At 69.1% G+C, this 15,776-nt stretch carries 13 protein-coding genes, 1 pseudogene and 1 CRISPR repeat array; of the genes and pseudogenes, 8 read left to right on the top strand and 6 right to left on the bottom strand.

The window, feature by feature from the left end; all coding sequences use genetic code 11:
* Positions 1-656 precede the first annotated feature (656 nt).
* Complete coding sequence (locus ACZ4WZ_RS15155) at positions 657-851, bottom strand: hypothetical protein (protein ID WP_467889963.1); 195 nt, start codon at positions 849-851, stop codon at positions 657-659.
* A gap of 535 nt (positions 852-1,386) precedes the next feature.
* Between ACZ4WZ_RS15155 and ACZ4WZ_RS15150 the strand changes: the two genes are divergently transcribed.
* A complete protein-coding gene (locus tag ACZ4WZ_RS15150) occupies positions 1,387-1,737 on the top strand; it encodes a DUF7003 family protein (protein ID WP_467889960.1) in 351 nt (116 codons plus the stop codon).
* Here ACZ4WZ_RS15150 and ACZ4WZ_RS15145 read toward each other — a convergent pair.
* Positions 1,703-2,511, bottom strand: a protein-coding gene (locus tag ACZ4WZ_RS15145; protein ID WP_467889958.1) for an IS5 family transposase whose coding sequence is annotated in 2 segments (ribosomal slippage) — positions 1,703-2,172 and positions 2,172-2,511 — 810 coding nt in all. Because the reading frame shifts where the segments join, the coding sequence is not laid out codon by codon here. The two genes, ACZ4WZ_RS15150 and ACZ4WZ_RS15145, sit on opposite strands and share 35 nt — an antisense overlap.
* A 79-nt stretch (positions 2,512-2,590) precedes the next feature.
* On the opposite strand from ACZ4WZ_RS15145, the pseudogene ACZ4WZ_RS15140 reads away from it, so the two are divergent.
* Both ACZ4WZ_RS15140 and ACZ4WZ_RS15135 read left to right on the top strand, forming a co-directional pair.
* A pseudogene (locus ACZ4WZ_RS15140) lies at positions 2,591-2,758 on the top strand (Scr1 family TA system antitoxin-like transcriptional regulator); the annotation flags it as partial.
* 321 nt (positions 2,759-3,079) lie between these two features.
* Positions 3,080-4,411, top strand: coding sequence for a competence protein CoiA family protein (locus ACZ4WZ_RS15135; protein WP_467889955.1), 1,332 nt, complete (start codon positions 3,080-3,082; stop codon positions 4,409-4,411).
* A 550-nt stretch (positions 4,412-4,961) separates the two neighbouring features.
* Here ACZ4WZ_RS15135 and ACZ4WZ_RS15130 read toward each other — a convergent pair.
* Positions 4,962-5,378 carry a hypothetical protein gene (locus ACZ4WZ_RS15130; RefSeq protein ID WP_467889953.1) on the bottom strand — a complete coding sequence of 139 codons (417 nt, stop codon included), beginning with the start codon at positions 5,376-5,378 and terminating at the stop codon, positions 4,962-4,964.
* 693 nt (positions 5,379-6,071) lie between these two features.
* Here ACZ4WZ_RS15130 and ACZ4WZ_RS15125 point away from each other — a divergent pair.
* Both ACZ4WZ_RS15125 and ACZ4WZ_RS15120 read left to right on the top strand, forming a co-directional pair.
* Positions 6,072-6,284: a hypothetical protein gene (locus ACZ4WZ_RS15125; protein WP_467889950.1), complete on the top strand. Its 213-nt coding sequence runs from the start codon at positions 6,072-6,074 to the stop codon at positions 6,282-6,284.
* Between the two features lie 76 nt (positions 6,285-6,360).
* The gene (locus tag ACZ4WZ_RS15120) at positions 6,361-7,164 is read left to right on the top strand and encodes a Tn3 family transposase (protein WP_467889947.1); all 804 of its coding nucleotides are present in this window, start codon (positions 6,361-6,363) and stop codon (positions 7,162-7,164) included.
* Positions 7,165-7,217: 53 nt separating this feature from the next.
* On the opposite strand, the gene ACZ4WZ_RS15115 is transcribed toward ACZ4WZ_RS15120, so the two are convergent.
* Positions 7,218-8,294 (bottom strand): winged helix DNA-binding domain-containing protein, encoded by a 1,077-nt coding sequence (locus ACZ4WZ_RS15115; protein ID WP_467889944.1) that lies wholly within the window; start codon positions 8,292-8,294, stop codon positions 7,218-7,220.
* Between the two features lie 26 nt (positions 8,295-8,320).
* Positions 8,321-9,055 carry an alpha/beta fold hydrolase gene (locus ACZ4WZ_RS15110; RefSeq protein WP_467889941.1) on the bottom strand — a complete coding sequence of 245 codons (735 nt, stop codon included), beginning with the start codon at positions 9,053-9,055 and terminating at the stop codon, positions 8,321-8,323.
* 79 nt (positions 9,056-9,134) lie between these two features.
* Here ACZ4WZ_RS15110 and ACZ4WZ_RS15105 point away from each other — a divergent pair, with 79 nt between their 5' ends.
* A complete protein-coding gene (locus ACZ4WZ_RS15105; protein ID WP_467889938.1) occupies positions 9,135-10,109 on the top strand; it encodes a helix-turn-helix transcriptional regulator in 975 nt (324 codons plus the stop codon).
* 314 nt (positions 10,110-10,423) lie between these two features.
* Here the strand turns inward: ACZ4WZ_RS15105 and ACZ4WZ_RS15100 are convergent, their stop codons facing one another.
* On the bottom strand, positions 10,424-10,996 hold the full coding sequence (locus tag ACZ4WZ_RS15100; RefSeq protein ID WP_467889936.1) for a hypothetical protein: 573 nt from the start codon (positions 10,994-10,996) through the stop codon (positions 10,424-10,426).
* Positions 10,997-12,174: 1,178 nt separating this feature from the next.
* Between ACZ4WZ_RS15100 and ACZ4WZ_RS15095 the strand changes: the two genes are divergently transcribed.
* The gene (locus ACZ4WZ_RS15095) at positions 12,175-14,322 is read left to right on the top strand and encodes a hypothetical protein (RefSeq protein ID WP_467889933.1); all 2,148 of its coding nucleotides are present in this window, start codon (positions 12,175-12,177) and stop codon (positions 14,320-14,322) included.
* An 86-nt stretch (positions 14,323-14,408) separates the two neighbouring features.
* A CRISPR array of direct repeats spans positions 14,409-14,804; the repeat unit is 29 nt; unit sequence GGGTTCATCCCCGCGGGTGCGGGGAGCAG.
* 418 nt (positions 14,805-15,222) lie between these two features.
* On the top strand, positions 15,223-15,588 hold the full coding sequence (locus ACZ4WZ_RS15090) for a hypothetical protein (RefSeq protein WP_467889930.1): 366 nt from the start codon (positions 15,223-15,225) through the stop codon (positions 15,586-15,588).
* Positions 15,589-15,776 lie beyond the last annotated feature (188 nt).

Here is a 15,776-nt window from a genome sequence, read left to right as displayed (position 1 = left end):
CCCGCAAAGTTCAACAACACTCCCGGCGGGGGCTCGTTCCAGCCGATTGGGTGCTCGTTCGTTCCCTGATACCGAGAGGCCGGAACCGCCGTTCATGGACCCCATCCTCTGGGGCGTGGCACAGTCCCGCTTCCGTCTGCAAGTCGCGAGCGCACCAAGCACCTGCGAAACCACTCACAGGCGGTGCGGCGCGGGAAAAGACGGTCGGCGGCTGTGGGTCATCCTGGACGTCGCGTCTCGACGTCGACGTGCCGGGCGTAGGACGGCGTGAGCGTTAGCGCTCGTCAATGTCTCGGCAGGCCGTCAGCAAGGGTGTCATCCCCCGATGCGAGCGAGGAGGACGTCTTCCCTCGCTAGCGGTTGCCGCCGATGTGCAGGGCGAACCTCGACCACGCCTCGGTGGTGAAGCCGAGGAAGGTGCACATCTTGGCCGAGCGTGGGATGCGTCGGATCCCCCGTGCTCCCCGGTCGGCGGCACGTGCTGAACCGGCCAGTGAGTTGGGGGCGACCCGGCTTTTGTCCGCGGACAAAAGCCGAGGGCTCCGTCGGCGTCATGGGGGCAGGTACTCGACCGCTGTCCCCCACGCCTGCGAGTTCGTCCACGGCACCTGGCGATGAGGCGGGGCGCGGTGACACGTCGAACTTGTGGGGCCCGATCAGTCGGCGTCCTTGGCCTCGTCTGCCCGAGCGCGCTCCGCCGGGGCGACGTCCCGGACACTTCCGACCCATGAATCCGGTGTCGGGGAGGACCATGCGATGTCGATCTCGACTCCATGGAAGGTGCGGGTGAGCTCCGCCAGTCGGTTGAGGACGACGGTTTGGACCAGTTCAACGGTCGCGTCAGAAGACATCAAGACCTTGCCGCACGCACCGCTCGCGTCTTCCGCAATAAACGTGTACGGCCACACGTTCCGGCCCGTCAGTAGAACGACCTCCCTCGGTATGCCAAAGGGTGGTCGCTGCCTCTTCGTCGTCCTGGATCGTCGTGCCACGGCATCATCCAACCCGATGTCTTCCAAGCCCAGAGGCCTCCCCCGGTGTGTAGTGCGATGGGGTGGCTGCCGGGGAGCCAGTGGAGCCCTGCTGTCAGTCGCCGGATCGCGCGGCCTGGTCTGAGGCCGTGATGACCGCCTCCTCGATCCTCGGACAGTTCGATCTCTGCGCGGAGAGGATGGAGTTGCAGCCCACGCGAGGGCAACCTCATCGATGTCATCCACGGCTTCGGCAGCTGTCTGACTGGCGGCAAGCCCGGTTCGGCGAGCTCCTGGCGAGTGGAGAACGTAAACCCGCCCGATCCGACGTGCGGGATGTATGCCGTCAACATCCCGTGGTTGGTCCGCAGGACCGCTCTGCGGGTCGACGCCGGCACGGTGATCCTCTCCGGATGTGTTCCGCGTGCTGGCCCCGGGCAACAGGTCACTCTTCCTGGCCGACGAGGCGGAGCCGCGGGATGGCGTCCTCGCCGACCTGCTCGTGCTGCGGCTCGATGAATGGCACCAGCCGAATGACCTCGGGGACGTGGTGCCCAACCGCCACGAGACCTTCCTGATGATGGCGGAGGTGCTGCACTCGAGGATGCCTCCCGCTACCGGCTGGCCCTCCCGCCCAGCGCCATTTCGTACTGGCCGGACGCGGGCACCTTGTAGTGCCGCCCTACCAGCGCCTGAGGTGCCTGCCGATCTGTCTTTCCTAACTGATCATTTCAGAATGAGGTTCGGAGTCGTCGCAAGCAGATGATGCTGCACGCGAGTTGGAGCAGTCCGAGGTGGAGGTCGGCTCGTATCTCGTAACGGATCCGGAGGCGTTTGAACTGGTGGAGCCAGGCGAAGGTGCGCTCGACGACCCATCTGGTCTTGCCCAGGCCGGATCCGTGGGCGGTGCCCTTGCGGGCGATCTTCGGCGTGATGCCGCGGGCTCTGAGCAGGCGTCGGTACTTGTCGTAGTCGTAGCCGCGGTCGGCGAACAACCGCCGTGGTCGGTGACGGGGCCGGCCGACCAGTCCGCGAATGCGGGGGATGCAGTCCAGCAGGGGCATGAGCTGGGTGACGTCGTGCCGGTTTCCGCTGGTCAGCGACACGGCGAGGGGTGTTCCGTGGCGGTCGGTGATCAGGTGGTGCTTGCTGCCGGGCCGGGCACGGTCGACCGGCGAAGGTCCGGTGTGAGCCCCCCTTTCAGGGCCCGGACATGCGAGCCGTCGATCGCGGCGTCGTCCATATCCAGCAGACCCGCCTTGCGAAGTTCGGCGAGGAGGATGGCGTGCAGGCGGGGCCAGACGCCAGCCTCGGTCCAGTCTCGCAGGCGTCGCCAGCATGTCACCCCGCTGCAGCCGATCGTCTCGGTCGGCACGTCCGCCCAGGTCACCCCCGTTCGCAGGACGTAGACGATCCCGCGCAGAGCCGCACGGTCATCCGCCGGCAGCCGGCCCGGATACCGCTGACGCCGCGGCGGTCGAGGCGGGAGCAACGGAGCGACACGATCCCACAGGTCATCAGGCACAAGATCATCTGACACCTGCAGAACTCTGCCGCCCGCCAGCCCAACTGCCAAGCCCCCGAGCCCCACTCATTCTGAAATGATCAGTAAGGCGGGGGTGGTGTATCTGGAGCGGTTCACCAGCGATCTCTACCTGGAGAAGGCATCCGACGTGCAGGGCTATGGCGTGATGTATGACCACCTCCAGGCTCAGGCCCTCGATCCTGACCGCACCCGCCGGTTCATCACCGACCTCATCAAGTCGCACATCGACGCCGGCTGCTGAGTGCGGCGCCGAGTGTGCCGTCACGACGTTTCGTTTCTGACAGTGACGCGGTGTGCGGCTCTGGCCCGGACCTGGCACGAGGGGGCATGTGATCAACTTCCGGCCATCCGTCTGAATTCCGCGGTGTCGATTGTCGGTGGCTGCCGCAACACTCTGAGCGAGTGGTCGTTCAGAGGGGGGCGGATGGCGTTCCGGGCTGTGCACGCCGAGTGGGGCACCGTTTTCTCGCACCTGCCGGATCTCGGGTGCGGGCAGGCGTGGGAGGCGGTGTGGAAGGTCCGGCCGCCCGCACCGCTCGGCTGCCCAGAGTGCGGGCACCCGATGCACGCGAAGACTTCCGAGCGAGGGCTTCGCTTCTTCGCCCACGCCCCGCACGCACCGGACTGCGAGATCGCCCGCCAAGGAGAGTCCGAGGCGCACCACCTCCTCAAGCTGGAGCTGCTCAGCGCAGCCCGGCAGGCCGGGGCTCACGCCGAGCTGGAGGTCCGCGCGCCGGACGGGTCGTGGCGGGCGGACGTGCTGGCCAGTGATCCAGCCGGGACTTGGCGGGTTGCCCTGGAGGCGCAGCTCTCCCCGATCACCGTCGCGGAGATCACCGAGCGGACGCGGCGGATGGAGGCGCACGATGTGTCCTGCTGCTGGTTCAGCGACCGGGCCCGCCCTCCGTGGCTCGGGGCTGTCCCCTCGGTGCGGCTGGTCGCCGCGGAGGGCGGTCTGGCCGTCGCCGAAGGTCTGGTGAAGTTCACCGGGCGCTCCTGGGAACCGGGGCCGCAGCCACCCCTCGTCGAGTTCCTGCACTGGATGTTCACCTGCCAGGTCTTTCCGCACACCCCGCGCGTGCGACTGAGGTACCCCCAGCGCCAGCTCGCCGAGGTCTGGACGACCCTCCGGTACATCCGAAACGAGGAGGTCTACCTGTGGCAGGAGGAGGAGCGTCAGCGGCAGGCGGCCGAGCAGCGCGAGCGGCTCCAGGAGCGGGCGAGGTACAGACGGGCCGACATCGACCGGAAGAACGCCGGCTCCCGCCGGGCCGCCCTGGAGCGGGCCGCCGCCTGCGAGGCGGAAGCGCGGCGGGCGCATCTCGGACCTGCCGGGGCCCAGTGGTACGACGCGCTGATGCGCCGGCCAGGGGTGCGGCAGGCCGTCGGGCACCTGGCGCGTGAGCACCACATCACCGTGACGCCCGGACTGAGCACCGGCGATCCGAGGTGGGGCGGGGGAACGCCGCTGATCGGCCCGGACGGCACTCCGGCCGCCGTGCTGTCGCCGGTGGCCAGACTCGTACGCGGGGAGGCGTTCCGGCTGCTGGCGGGGATGCTGCTGCTGTTCGAGACCAGCACCGAGCAGCAGCGTTTCGACCGTAATACCCAAAGACGCAAGGCCCCCATCGATGGCTGGCGGACCGAACACCTCCTCACAGCGTCCGCGGGTGCTGCGGGCCCGGCCGCTGTGCCAGCACCCCGCCTCGCCCGGCCCAGGCAAACGGGCGGCTCGTGCACCTGCACGAAGCCGGAACTGACCGCCGTCATCATGGGCCAGCCCCACCCGGCCGAGCCTGCCGAGCGGACGACTCCTGCCAGCGCCGTCTACGCCGCCTCCTGCCGGACCTGCGGCGGCTCCTACGACAAGCCGTGGCGCCGCTGCACAAGGTAACGCCGTGCTGTCCTGCCTCTTCCGGCCTTGAGACTCCCATGTCAGTGGCTGGTAAGAGGCTGCGACCTGCGACTGCGGTGCCGCTGAGCCGGACCCTCCATGCCCTTGATCCGCCAGCACCACCACGACCCGGCCAGCTGGTAGGAACGGCCGTCCGGCGGCTCACGGACCAGCGGGTAGAAGTGCAGGTAAGGGTCCGCGTGACGCGGCTGCTCGTTGGGCCGCCGGGGCCGGTAGAGCAAGGAAGCCCGGCAGCTCATCAAGTACGTCTCGGCGACACGCGGTGGACGCGGAGTCGCGGAGGGAAGCGCGGGCGGTCGAGGCACCTTCACCCTGACTGCCAGAAGAGGATCGCCTGTTCGGCTGCCTGCGGCGTGGCCTTCATCGGGGACCTGCTCGCTGGCAGCGGTCAGTAGGCGCTCACCGGTGCGGATGGAGACGTCGTAGTGGGTGGCGACCTCGGGGGCTGTGATGGGCGGGCGGGCGCCGGCCGCGACCTGGGCAAGATCGTGCGCGATCTCGGCTCAATCTCGGCGGGATTTCCTGTGCCTCAACTACTCACACCCGAAGATGACGGGCTTATATGACCGTCCCTCCCCGAGGGACGCTCGTTCTTGACGCCGCTGCACGCCAGGAGCTCGGTCCCCGTGGCGTCGAAATAAAGGGTGAAGAACCAAGATCGGTCTGCTGCGACGATGTTGCCGGTACGCAGTTGCTCATCGCGATGCCGAGCGCGGAGGATCTCAACGGTCTCGTCAAGGCCGACGGTCGTCAGGCCGATCTTCAACGACCTCCGCAGCCTTGTCGCAGCAATGCCGAAGACCATCCAGTGCGGGGCCTGACCGTCGTAGAGCATGACCTCGCCGCCGGCCGCGATGGCGTCGCGCGCTGCCTTGCAGGCACTGGTCTGCCCTTCGAGCATCGCAGTGATGTCGCGCTGGCTTGGATCTTCGTCCTCGGTGGCCATGCGGTGACTGTAGAGACCGAACCCAAGGCGTTGCTACAGGATTCGGCGTGATCTGCGCAGGGCTGTGGAACAGAGTCGGTCGTGAGAGGTAGAGCCGCAGACCGGCAACATAGTGGTCAATCGGTCAATAACAAACCCTGGCTGCAAAACGCCTTCGACTCCGGACACATCGGTCCGGGACTCCAGCCACTCGCGTGCCGTGGCTGGGGGCGGAACGCGCGGCCGGTCACCGGATGGGGCGCACTCCATCCCGCGGGTGAACCGCTCCGGCAGGCGCCCGACTGTTCCGGACCTGCCGAAACTGGCAGTTCGGATGGTGGCTGAAGCAGAACCGCAACGTCCCTGGGGCGCCGGGTGCAGCATCGAAGCTGGAGGAGCAGCCTGGCCCGACACAGCTGACCTTCGGGGATTCGTTCCGAACATTTCGAGACAGCGTGACTGATATCTGCTCTTGAATGGCAGTTCGGTGGCCGGTAAATTCGCTGGCCGCGGACTACTGTCCGACGTCGCAAGGTTTGGCGCAGGGAGAGCACAGATGCGCAGCAGGTACCGAACCTGCCGCTGACTCGTAAAACGCGGGCCAGCGGGGTTCTACATCCACTTGGTTGCCCTACCAGGGGCACCGACCGAGGGAGACGTATGCCCTCAGCCGGGACACCAGGTGACCCCGCTCGCGTATCCGAGGAGTGCACCTTGCTGGACCGTTTGATCGAGCTCCTGTCCCAGGCCCGGACCCTCCGCTCCGTGCTGGACTTCTGCACCATCGTCGTGCGCCTGCTGCCCGCCCTGGTCGTGGTGATCGCCCTCGTCCCGTCGTTCTTCGCCTTCGCGTTCATCTCCGCCGGCGCGCGCAGGTCGGTCCTGGAAATCGTGGACCGCCTCACGAAGTGGACGCTCGCCCGCTAGCAGCTCGCAGCCCCGCCGCCGCCCTCCGATACAGGATCACGGAAGGGCGGCGCGGGGGTTTCGAGGAGCTGCGCACATGGGCCGCCCCAACCGGGCCGCACGGGCCGCCATTACCCAGCGGCGTACCGATGCCATCGACCTCAAGCTCGGCAGAGTCGACTGGCTGACCACCGGCCGCAAGCTCGCTGCGGATCCCGCGATCAGCAGCAACGGCATCGCCTACCCGCAGGGGTACGGGATCGAGGCGTACCGGCGCGGCGCCGAGCCGCCGAGCGGCAGCCTCCTGATTGTTCATGGCAGAACGGCTGGAGCAGCTGTTCTTCGGTGTCTACCGCTCCGCGATCCGGAACGGCGACCTCGCTGCCGTGGACCGCGCGGTGCGCATCATCGAGCGCAGTGGCCACCTGCCGGGGATGGCGGACAGGAAGGCGTCGACGGCGGTGCCGTCCAGCTGCTGCGCTACCTCTCCGATGCGCGGTTGCGGCGGCGGGTGACCGCGGCGACGAACAAGGTGGAGTCGTTCAACCGGTTTTCCCAGTGGGTCGGCTTCGGCAACCGCGGCGTCATCGCCGACAACGACCCCGTAGAGCAGGAGAAGGCGATGAAGTTCAACGCCCTGCTCACGAACGCGGTGATCTTCCACAACGCCCTGGATATCGCGGAGATCGTCCGCCAGCTGCTGGAAGAAGGCTGGGAGAGCGACCCCGAGGACCTGGCCCACATCTCGCCGTATCTGACCGAACACATCAACCGGTTCGGCGAGTACAGCACCCACGAAGTCGGCATCCAGCCGGAAGCGTACGACCCGAAGCTTGACGTCGACTTCACCCCGCTGCGTGAGCAGGGTCTGACCGCCGCCGGCCTCGGTCAGGCTGCTTGACCCCCACGCTCTCGCCCATGCGGCCGCCCTTTTTGGATCGGGATGCGGGTCGGCTACGTGGTGGGCCGCAGGAAGCCGACGATGGCCTCCTTTTCCATGTCGATGCCCTGCTCGATCTGAGGCGGGACAGGTTCGAAGGCATCCACCTGGATGGAGCGCGAGCCGGGGCCACGGGTCCAGGTGGCGATGGCCAGGCCGTCGGCGATGACGGTGGGGCGGATGAGGCCGCCTCCTGGCCAGACGCGGGCCTGGTGGAGAGCGGGGACGGACGCCTCGCGGGTGCGGTAGCCGATCAGGTAGTTGTCGTAAGCGGGCAGCATGCGAACGTCCGGGGTGTCAGGCGCGCGTGGGAGTTCTTTCACCTGCCCGGCGAGCATGGTCCATGCGCCGTACTCGGTGATCACGCCGGATTCCGCCAGCGTTTTCCAGGCCCTGCGGGCCCAGGTGATCGGCAGTCCGGACCAGGCGGCGAAGTCCTCCAAGGTGGCGGGGGCGTGTGCGCCCAGGTACCGGCGGGCCAGCTCGGCGAGAGCGTCACCGCCCTCCCACCGGAAGCGCCCGGTGGAGGGCAGCCAGTCGTCGAGCAGCACATACGTGGCCTCACCGGCGCGCTGCGGACCATGGCAGAGGATGCCGGTGAGTGCCGCGTGGCGGATCAGGTAGAAGGGCACCTGCCCGTCCGGCGGAACACCGAGGGCGGTGAGGCGCTCGGTCAGCTCGGCCCGGGTGAGTGGGCCGTGCGCGGCAAGGGCACGCCGGATGAGATGGTCGGCGCGCTGGCGCAGATCGTCGTCCAGGCTCAGCTGCTGGTAGCGGCGGCTGGTCGCGGCGAGGATCCGCGGGGACAGCAACTGCAGCACCCAGCGGGCGTCGTCGCTGGGGATGGTGTGCAGGGTGCCGCGCATGTACCAGTTGCGGACGATACTCCGCTCTTTCTCGTAGGCCGTGCGGATGGCCTGGGCGGTGATGTCCCGGCCGCGTACCCGGATGCCCAGGTCGGCGGCCGCGGCGTCCTGGGCCTGGATGGCGAAGACCCGTCGGACGACCGCCTCGGCAGAGGCCTCGCATGCTCCGCCGGCCAGGGCCTGCGCACAGGCCCGCAACCGGCGGATGCTCTCGTGGTCAGGCATCGGGCTGCGCCTCTCGGCCGACGCGGTCAGGAGACGGCCTTGTCGAGGACACGGGCGAGTTCGGCGGGCGCGGACAGCATCGGCCAGTGCCCGGTGGGCAGGTCGAAGCGCCGCCACGGCGGCTGGTTCAGGTAGGCCAGCATCGGCACCCCGGCATCCAGCAGCCCCGTGAAGTCATTGCACGCGATCAGGACACGGTCCACACCGGGACCGGGCTCGGCCGGGCCGGCGAGACGCTGGGTGAAGGTGCCGAACGGCTGAGGGGTGGCACGCGCGCGCAGAACGTTCCGCTGGCCGTCATCGAGCCCGTCGAGGCTGCTGGACAAGCCCAGGACCTCAAACGGCGGCATCGGTAGCCGCCACGCGTCGCCAGAAGCGTCGACCTGCTGGCGCAGCTGGTCCGCTGCCTGCGGTGGCATGAGGTCGAGCATGCACATGCCTGCCGCGAACGGGGCGCTGTCCACGTACACCACGCGCTCCAGCCGGTCGCCGAGACGTCCGGCTGCCCCGGTTACCGGGGCAGCCGCGTAGCTGTGGGCGACCAGCGTGACGTCGCGCAGACCGTTCCGCTCGACGAATCCCGTGATGTCCGCGATGTGCGTGTCCAGGTCTGTCTGGGGTCCGGCCTGGTCGGCGTGTTCGGCCAGGCCGGTCAGGGTCAGCGGCAGCGCCGTGTGGCCGCGCTCCCGCAGAGCGCGGGCGGTGTCTTCCCAGGCCCATGCCCCGAGCCAGGCGCCGGGAACGAGTACGAAGGTGGCCATGTGATCTCCCTGAAGTAGGTGCTGCGGGGAGCGTAAAGTCGATACAGGACAGAATCCGCCCTGAAATGCCGAGTGATCCATGTCGCATCCCCTGACCCGTGTGCTGACCCTGCTGGAACTCCTCCAGTCCAACGCCCGGCTCACCGGGACGGAGCTGGCCGACCGGCTGGACACCGACGTGCGCACGGTGCGCCGGTACACCGCCCATCTGCGGGAACTGGGCATCCCCGTGGAGGCCGAACGCGGCCGCTACGGCGGCTACCGGCTGGCCCGCGGCTACCGGATGCCACCTCTGGTCCTCACCAATGACGAGGCCCTCGCCGTCGTCCTTGGCCTGCTCGCGGCAGAACGTCTGGGCATGGGCACCGCCGCGCCGGCCAGTGCCGGTGCCCTGGCCAAGATCGAACGGGTGCTTCCGCACGCTCTGCGCGAACCGCTCGCCGCCATGCGGGAGACCCTGTCGTTCACCGCCAACGCCGTAATCGGTCAGGCACCCGGAACCGGCGTCCTGCTGGCACTGGCCCAGGCCTCCCGCGCCCGCACGACCGTCGCCATCAGCCACCAGTCCTGGCGCCAGGAACACACCGAACGCGACATCGACCCCTACGGCGTGGTCTTCCACACCGGCCGCTGGTACGTCGTCGGCCACGACCACCTCCGCGACAGCCTGCGCACCTTCCGCATCGACCGCATCACCTCCGTCACCCCCCGGGCCCACAGCTTCACCGCACCCGACGGTTTCAACCCCGTCGCCCACCTGACCTCGACCCTCGCCCAGGGGCCCTACCGCTGGCAGGTCGAGGTGACGATCCACGGCCCCCTCGATGAGATCGCCCGCCGACTGCCTCGCTCAGCGGTGACCCTCACCGCCCAGCCCACCGGCGTCCTGATGCACGCACGGGCAGAACGGCTGGACGGCATGGCCCACATGCTCGCCTCCCTGGAATGGCCCTTCACCATCCACCATCCCGGCGAACTACGGCAGGCGCTCAAGAATCTGGCCGCCCAGCTCATCGCAGCCGCCCAGCAGGGCCCGGAAGAACTACCGCAGTAGATTCCGGATTTACTGCGGCAGAGCCCCGACCGTGATTACCGCGACCTGCGGCGGACCATTCCGGCGGCCGGGGCGAGGTGTACGCGTTTACTGCGGCAGTGCCGGAAGGCGGGTCGGCGTGACGATCGAACCAGTGACCGACCACCCGCAGCGTCGCCGACGTCGGCTGGGATGTCGGGGAGGTCCGCTAATCGATTACTGAGGTTGAACTCGTGAAGTCGTAGGGGGCTGACCGGCCTCGGAGCCAGTTTCGCGATATCCGTCCTCCGCCTCCCGCGAAGGTGCTTGAGGTGGTGAGGTGAGCGTGGTGGCGTCTACCAGCGGTGCCATACCGCTTCGGGTGCGGCGTCACGTGTGACGGAGTGGTCATCTCCCGCGACGAAGAACAGGGCCCAGGACACTACGCTGTCGCCGGCGCGCTGGGCGCCGACTTCGAGTTGGAAGCCATCGCAGAAGAGGTCGCCAGTGGGACTGAACCGCAAGCCGGTGTCGTGCTTGATCGCGTGGGTTTCCATCTCCTGCGCGAGCTGCGACGGCACACGTCCGATGAGCCGGATCCCATCGCAGGTCACCTGAGGGCCGAGGCGCCCGTCGACAAGGACATAGGCCAGCTCTCGGTCCGCATGGAAGTAGCACTCCACCGCCGCCTGGCTCGTGAGGGCGTCTTCCTTGGAAAAGCGCACGGCGTCCCGCCCTGGGCCGTATCCGTCAGGCCCGGTGGTGAAGCCGTCTGCGGTAAGGGCCGCGATGACCTCTTCCTGGTTCATGTTGAAGCGCAGCGGCCCCAGGGTCCGCCCAGGGAGGTACTCCCACTGATCCCGCTCGACATCCGGCAGCACCGGCCACATACCCGTATCCATCACATAATGATCGTTCAGTCCGTTCACGCCCCGTGCATCAGGGCCGAGGAGACAGGCGGCCGGAACAGTGAGCTTATTCGAGTTGGCCACCGATCGGGTGATGGTCGTGAAGCGCAACGAACGAGGCCCCCGAGCTGTGCTACGAAGTCGGACGCGTCCTCGCCACGGGCGAGGCATATGCCCGCCCAGCACACCACAAGGTCGGCACGAACCCCGGAGAATCAGCTGAATGGCCAGCTCAGGGCCTGTACGGCCGAGCGGCAACAGCATCGACGCCAGACGCGCGCAGCTTGCGGGCCAGGAACTCCATCTCAGGCATCGTGCCTGAGTGGGCTCCCGCCAAGACCTCGCTCAGCAGGGTCTTGACTTCCACGAGACCCATGCCAAGTTCTGCCCGCAGAACCCGCATGATCGCAGCGTTCCTCGCTGATGGATCCATCTGGAGGCGGGCTGGTCCCCGCTCGGAGAGCAGCCGCCCCCGTAGTTCGGAAGGCAGATCACCGCCGCAGTCAGCTATCGCAAACCCGCAGGCTGAACACCTGGACTCCATGTCCCATCGCAAGGAGCCGTGGACCAGGGCTTGGACGCCCCAGCACTCCAACTCCGCACCGCAGTCCTGGCACCCAGCTGAGTACCTGATGGACTCGAAGACCGCCTGATCCATACCCACCCCTTCAAGGAGTTGAGGTTAGACGACAGGCTGAGCGCATGCGATATGAGGAGAAGACGAAGCTCACCGCCGCGAGAGTCCTGGTCCCGTTGGCCATCCTTGTCGCCTCGCCAGTGCTGCTGATGGCTGGAGCGCCGATCCGCCGTCGCTACCTCCGCTACGTCTACCGGGATGAGGCCCCAGCGATCCTGGACAAGGAGCAGGGCCGAATCAGTGTCCACTGGTTCCTGGTCATGAGCCCGTTTCTTGCATGGCTCTGCCAGCCCACAGAGACACTCACCCGGCTCATCTGGCGCCGAGGTTAAACGGCAAGCTTACGGCTGGCCGCACCCGGCCCGAGGCGACCGATGTCACCCACTCACGACTGCTCGCCTCGATTCGGCCGCCTTGCAGGGCGGCGAGCTCGGCACCGCACCGACCTCTGGCACGACCTCGAACCCGTCTGGGCCCGGCGCCGCTTCCACGAACGGCCGGAGGCCCGCCTGCCTCACCGCATCTCGGCGGATTGTCAGAGGCCCCTGCGAAGATCACAGCCATGGAGCTCCCCACTGCCCTCGCCGGGCTCGACGCCCACTCCTGGGCCACCGTCAACCACGCCCACGGCCCCGCCGAGGACCTGCCCGGATTGTTGCGCGCCTTCGCCGAGGGCGGTGAGGACGCCGAGGAGGCACTGGAGGAGTTGTACAGCTCGATCGTGCACCAGGGCACCGTGTACGCGGCCAGCATCGACGCCGCCCCCTACCTCGCCCGCATCGCCGCCTCCGGCCGGCAGACCGTCGACGCGCTCCGGCTGCTCGGCTGCCTCGCCGAGAGCGAGGACGAGTACGACATCGAGCCGGGCGCCGTCCGGGCCGCCGTAACCGCCCAGCTGCCGCTGCTCATACCGCTGATGGCCGATGCGGACGCCGCCGCCCGGCAAGCGGCGAGCTGGACGGTCGGCCACACCCGGGACACCCACACCGCCCTGCCCGCCGTCCGGGCCCGCCTGGCCGCCGAGACCGAGCCCGTCGTCCGGGCCGAACTCCTCACCGCGTACAGCCGGCTGGACCGCGCGGGCGCCCTCGTCACGGCCCGCGCCCTGCTCGGCCCGGACACGCCCGCGCCCCTGCGCCTGGCCGCCGTGTTCGCCGCACTCGACGCCGAAGAGCCGTGGCTCGCCGCGCACCACGACGCCGTGCTCGGCCTGCTGCCCGCCCGCGATACAGCCAAGTCCAGCTACGCGGACGAGCACCGGGAGCCGCTGAGCGCCATCGTCGAGAACCTGCTGGGGCGGGACACCGACGCCGACCGCGAGAGTGCCCTCTCGCTGCTCGACGCCGCGCTGCGTGACGAGCGCCCCGAGGTGCGGGCGGAGGCCCTGTGGGCGGCCGACCGCGCCTGCACCCTGTCCCGCAGCACCCCGCAGCGGCTGATCCCCGCCATCGCGCCGCTCGCCGCTGACTGGGCGGCCGCCCGGCTGCTGGGCAAGATCGGCCCGGCCGCCGCCGAGGCCGCGCCCCTCCTCGCCGAACTCGCCGCGCAGCCGGACGACGAGGCGGCCGACCAGGCCCTCGCCGCGCTCGTCCTGGTGGCGCCGCGGGCCGCCGCCCCGCTGCTGGCCCGGGCCCTCGGCCGACGCCCGCGCGCCATGCGGTGCGCCGCCGGCTCCCACGCCCCGGCCGATTCGTTCTTCCCGTTCGACCCGGAACTGTTCGCCGCGGTCCGCGCTCGCCTGGCCGCCAAGGCGCAGGAGCGCCCCGAGGGGCGCAAGGACTGCGGTTGCTCGACGACCGCAGACCACAACGACACCGCCGGTCTGGTGCACCTGCTGCGGCAATGGGGTCCTCAGGCCGTCGAGGCACTGCCCGAACTCTGTGCCGTCCTGCCCCGATTCCAGTACGCGGCCACCGCGATCACCTCCGTCGCCGTCGGCATAGGGCCGGAGCAGCGCGAGCGGGCCGCCGCCGCCCTGCGGGCCGCCGCCGGGCAGTTGTTCGTGGCGCAGGCACTGCACGAGCTGACCGGCGAGACCGGGCCGCTGTTCGCCGCCGCCGAGGTGGCGCTCGCCACCGGTGTCCGCGGAGGTGCCGAGGGCGCCCGCGCCTTGGCCGGCCTCGGCCCGGCGGCCACCCGCCTCATCCCGGCCCTGCGGTCGGCGCTGGGCCGCACCATCGACCGCGACACCACGCCAGAGGTGGACACCGACCTGGCCCTGGCGCTCGCATTGTGGCGGATCACCGGCGAGGCGGCCGAGGTCGTCCCAGTGCTGGCCTCGGTCTTCGACAGGAGCGAGGGCCGGCAGTGGTTCCACTGGACGACCGCCCGCGCCGCCCGCGAGATCGCCGCCCTCGGCCCGGCCGGGCGCCCGCTGACCCCCCGGCTCCACACCCTCCTCGGCGACCCCGCCCAAGCACCCTCGGCCGTCCTCGGACTGCTCGCCGTCGCCGATCCGGCCAGCCTCGACCGCAGCCGGCTCGCCGAGGCCGCGCTGCACTCAGCGGAGAGCCGCGCCGACCTCAAGGGCGCCTGCGACGCCCTGCGGGCACTCGGCGCCGCCGCCCTGACCCCGGAGCAGCACGATCGGCTGGCCGCGCTCATCACCGGGGACCGCCGCCTGGTCGTCTCCGGGTCCGACGACGCGATGATCCGCGAGGACGAACAGCTACGCGCCGCCCTGGTTTCCGTCCTCGACAGCGGCGGCTGAAACCCAAGCCCCCTCCCGAAACTGGCCGGCTGGCTACGTTGACGAGAACTCGAGCCGGCCGCTGGCGGCCTCTGTTGACCTCACCGGGGTTCATCCCCGCGGGTGCGGGGAGCAGCACCGCCACCCCCGCACCGGAGTGGATGGACTGGGGTTCATCCCCGCGGGTGCGGGGAGCAGTGCTCCGCGTCGAGGTCGTCGATCCCGGTCTCGGGTTCATCCCCGCGGGTGCGGGGAGCAGATCCGCTGCATCGACGCGTGGCAGCCCAAGACGGGTTCATCCCCGCGGGTGCGGGGAGCAGGTGACGCAGCTGCCCGACACCGATCCCGCACCGGGTTCATCCCCGCGGGTGCGGGGAGCAGCACATCCCGCCTGCCGAGCGGGTATGGAAATGGGGTTCATCCCCGCGGGTGCGGGGAGCAGACCCTACGTCGAAAGCGCAGCGACCCCCGGCGGGGTTCATCCCCGCGGGTGCGGGGAGCAGGCTTCCTGAACTGGGACTCTATGCGGGCAGGGGCCTGTTTTCAGGCACTTTCAGAGATTCCGGCGATTCGGACACAGGCTCACATCGAGGTGACGCGCCGTCGGGGTGTCACGAGCTTCCAAATGCCTCACCCGGAAAGCTCTCGTGCAAATCCTCGTATAATAGGATTTATAGCGGTCACTGTCGATGTCGCCGCCGCCCTCGTTCTCCTCTATGCGCAACCCGTCAGCCGCATCGTCCGCCTCCCCATCGACGACGAGACCGTCGTCACCGTCCGGCTGGGAGACCCGCCGTCCCCGCTGCCGGAAGCCCGTCGCCGAACTGATGCGGGCCTACATGCAGTCCCGTCAGCACCTGCCCTACGCCAGCGGCAGGAGCTCACAGTGGCTCTTCCCCGGCCGTCAGCCCGGACAGCCCCATGAACCCGGTCAGCCTGCAAGTCCATCTGCGTGAGATCGGCGTTCCTCCGCAGCGCAGCAGGATCTCCGCGATCCGTCAGATCGTCCTGCAAGCCCCGGCCCCCGTCATCGCGAAGGCACTCGGCTATCACGACAAGACCGCCACCCGCCTGGTCACCGAGGCCGGCGGAACCTGGAGCCGATACGCCCCCGGGACCACACACGGTGAGTTGTCGCTCCACTCCTGCTGGCATGCCTCGTCACTCGGGAAAAAGCGAAGCCCGGGCGATCCGCGCGCGCTCATGCACGCCGGATTCGTCGACCCGCCCGTCCCCCTCGATCAGCCCATCCCACGCACCGCGGGCCACCTGTGTCCGGAGCAGTAGTGGGACCACCGAGCCGACCATGTCCTGCTCTTTCCCACGCTCGTCCCGTCGCTGCACTCCTAGGAGGTACTCGACGACACCGTCACCCAGCAGCTGAGCGATCGCCTCCCGGTCATCGTCACCCTCGACATCGCCCGCATGTGACCCCGCCCGGCTGGCCGGCCGAACAACCGATGTCCTGCCGGGCC

Source organism: Streptomyces sp. NPDC029122 (genome assembly GCF_055569445.1).
Note: the sequence above shows the minus strand (reverse complement) of the source record. Positions and strands in the feature narration are given on the sequence as shown.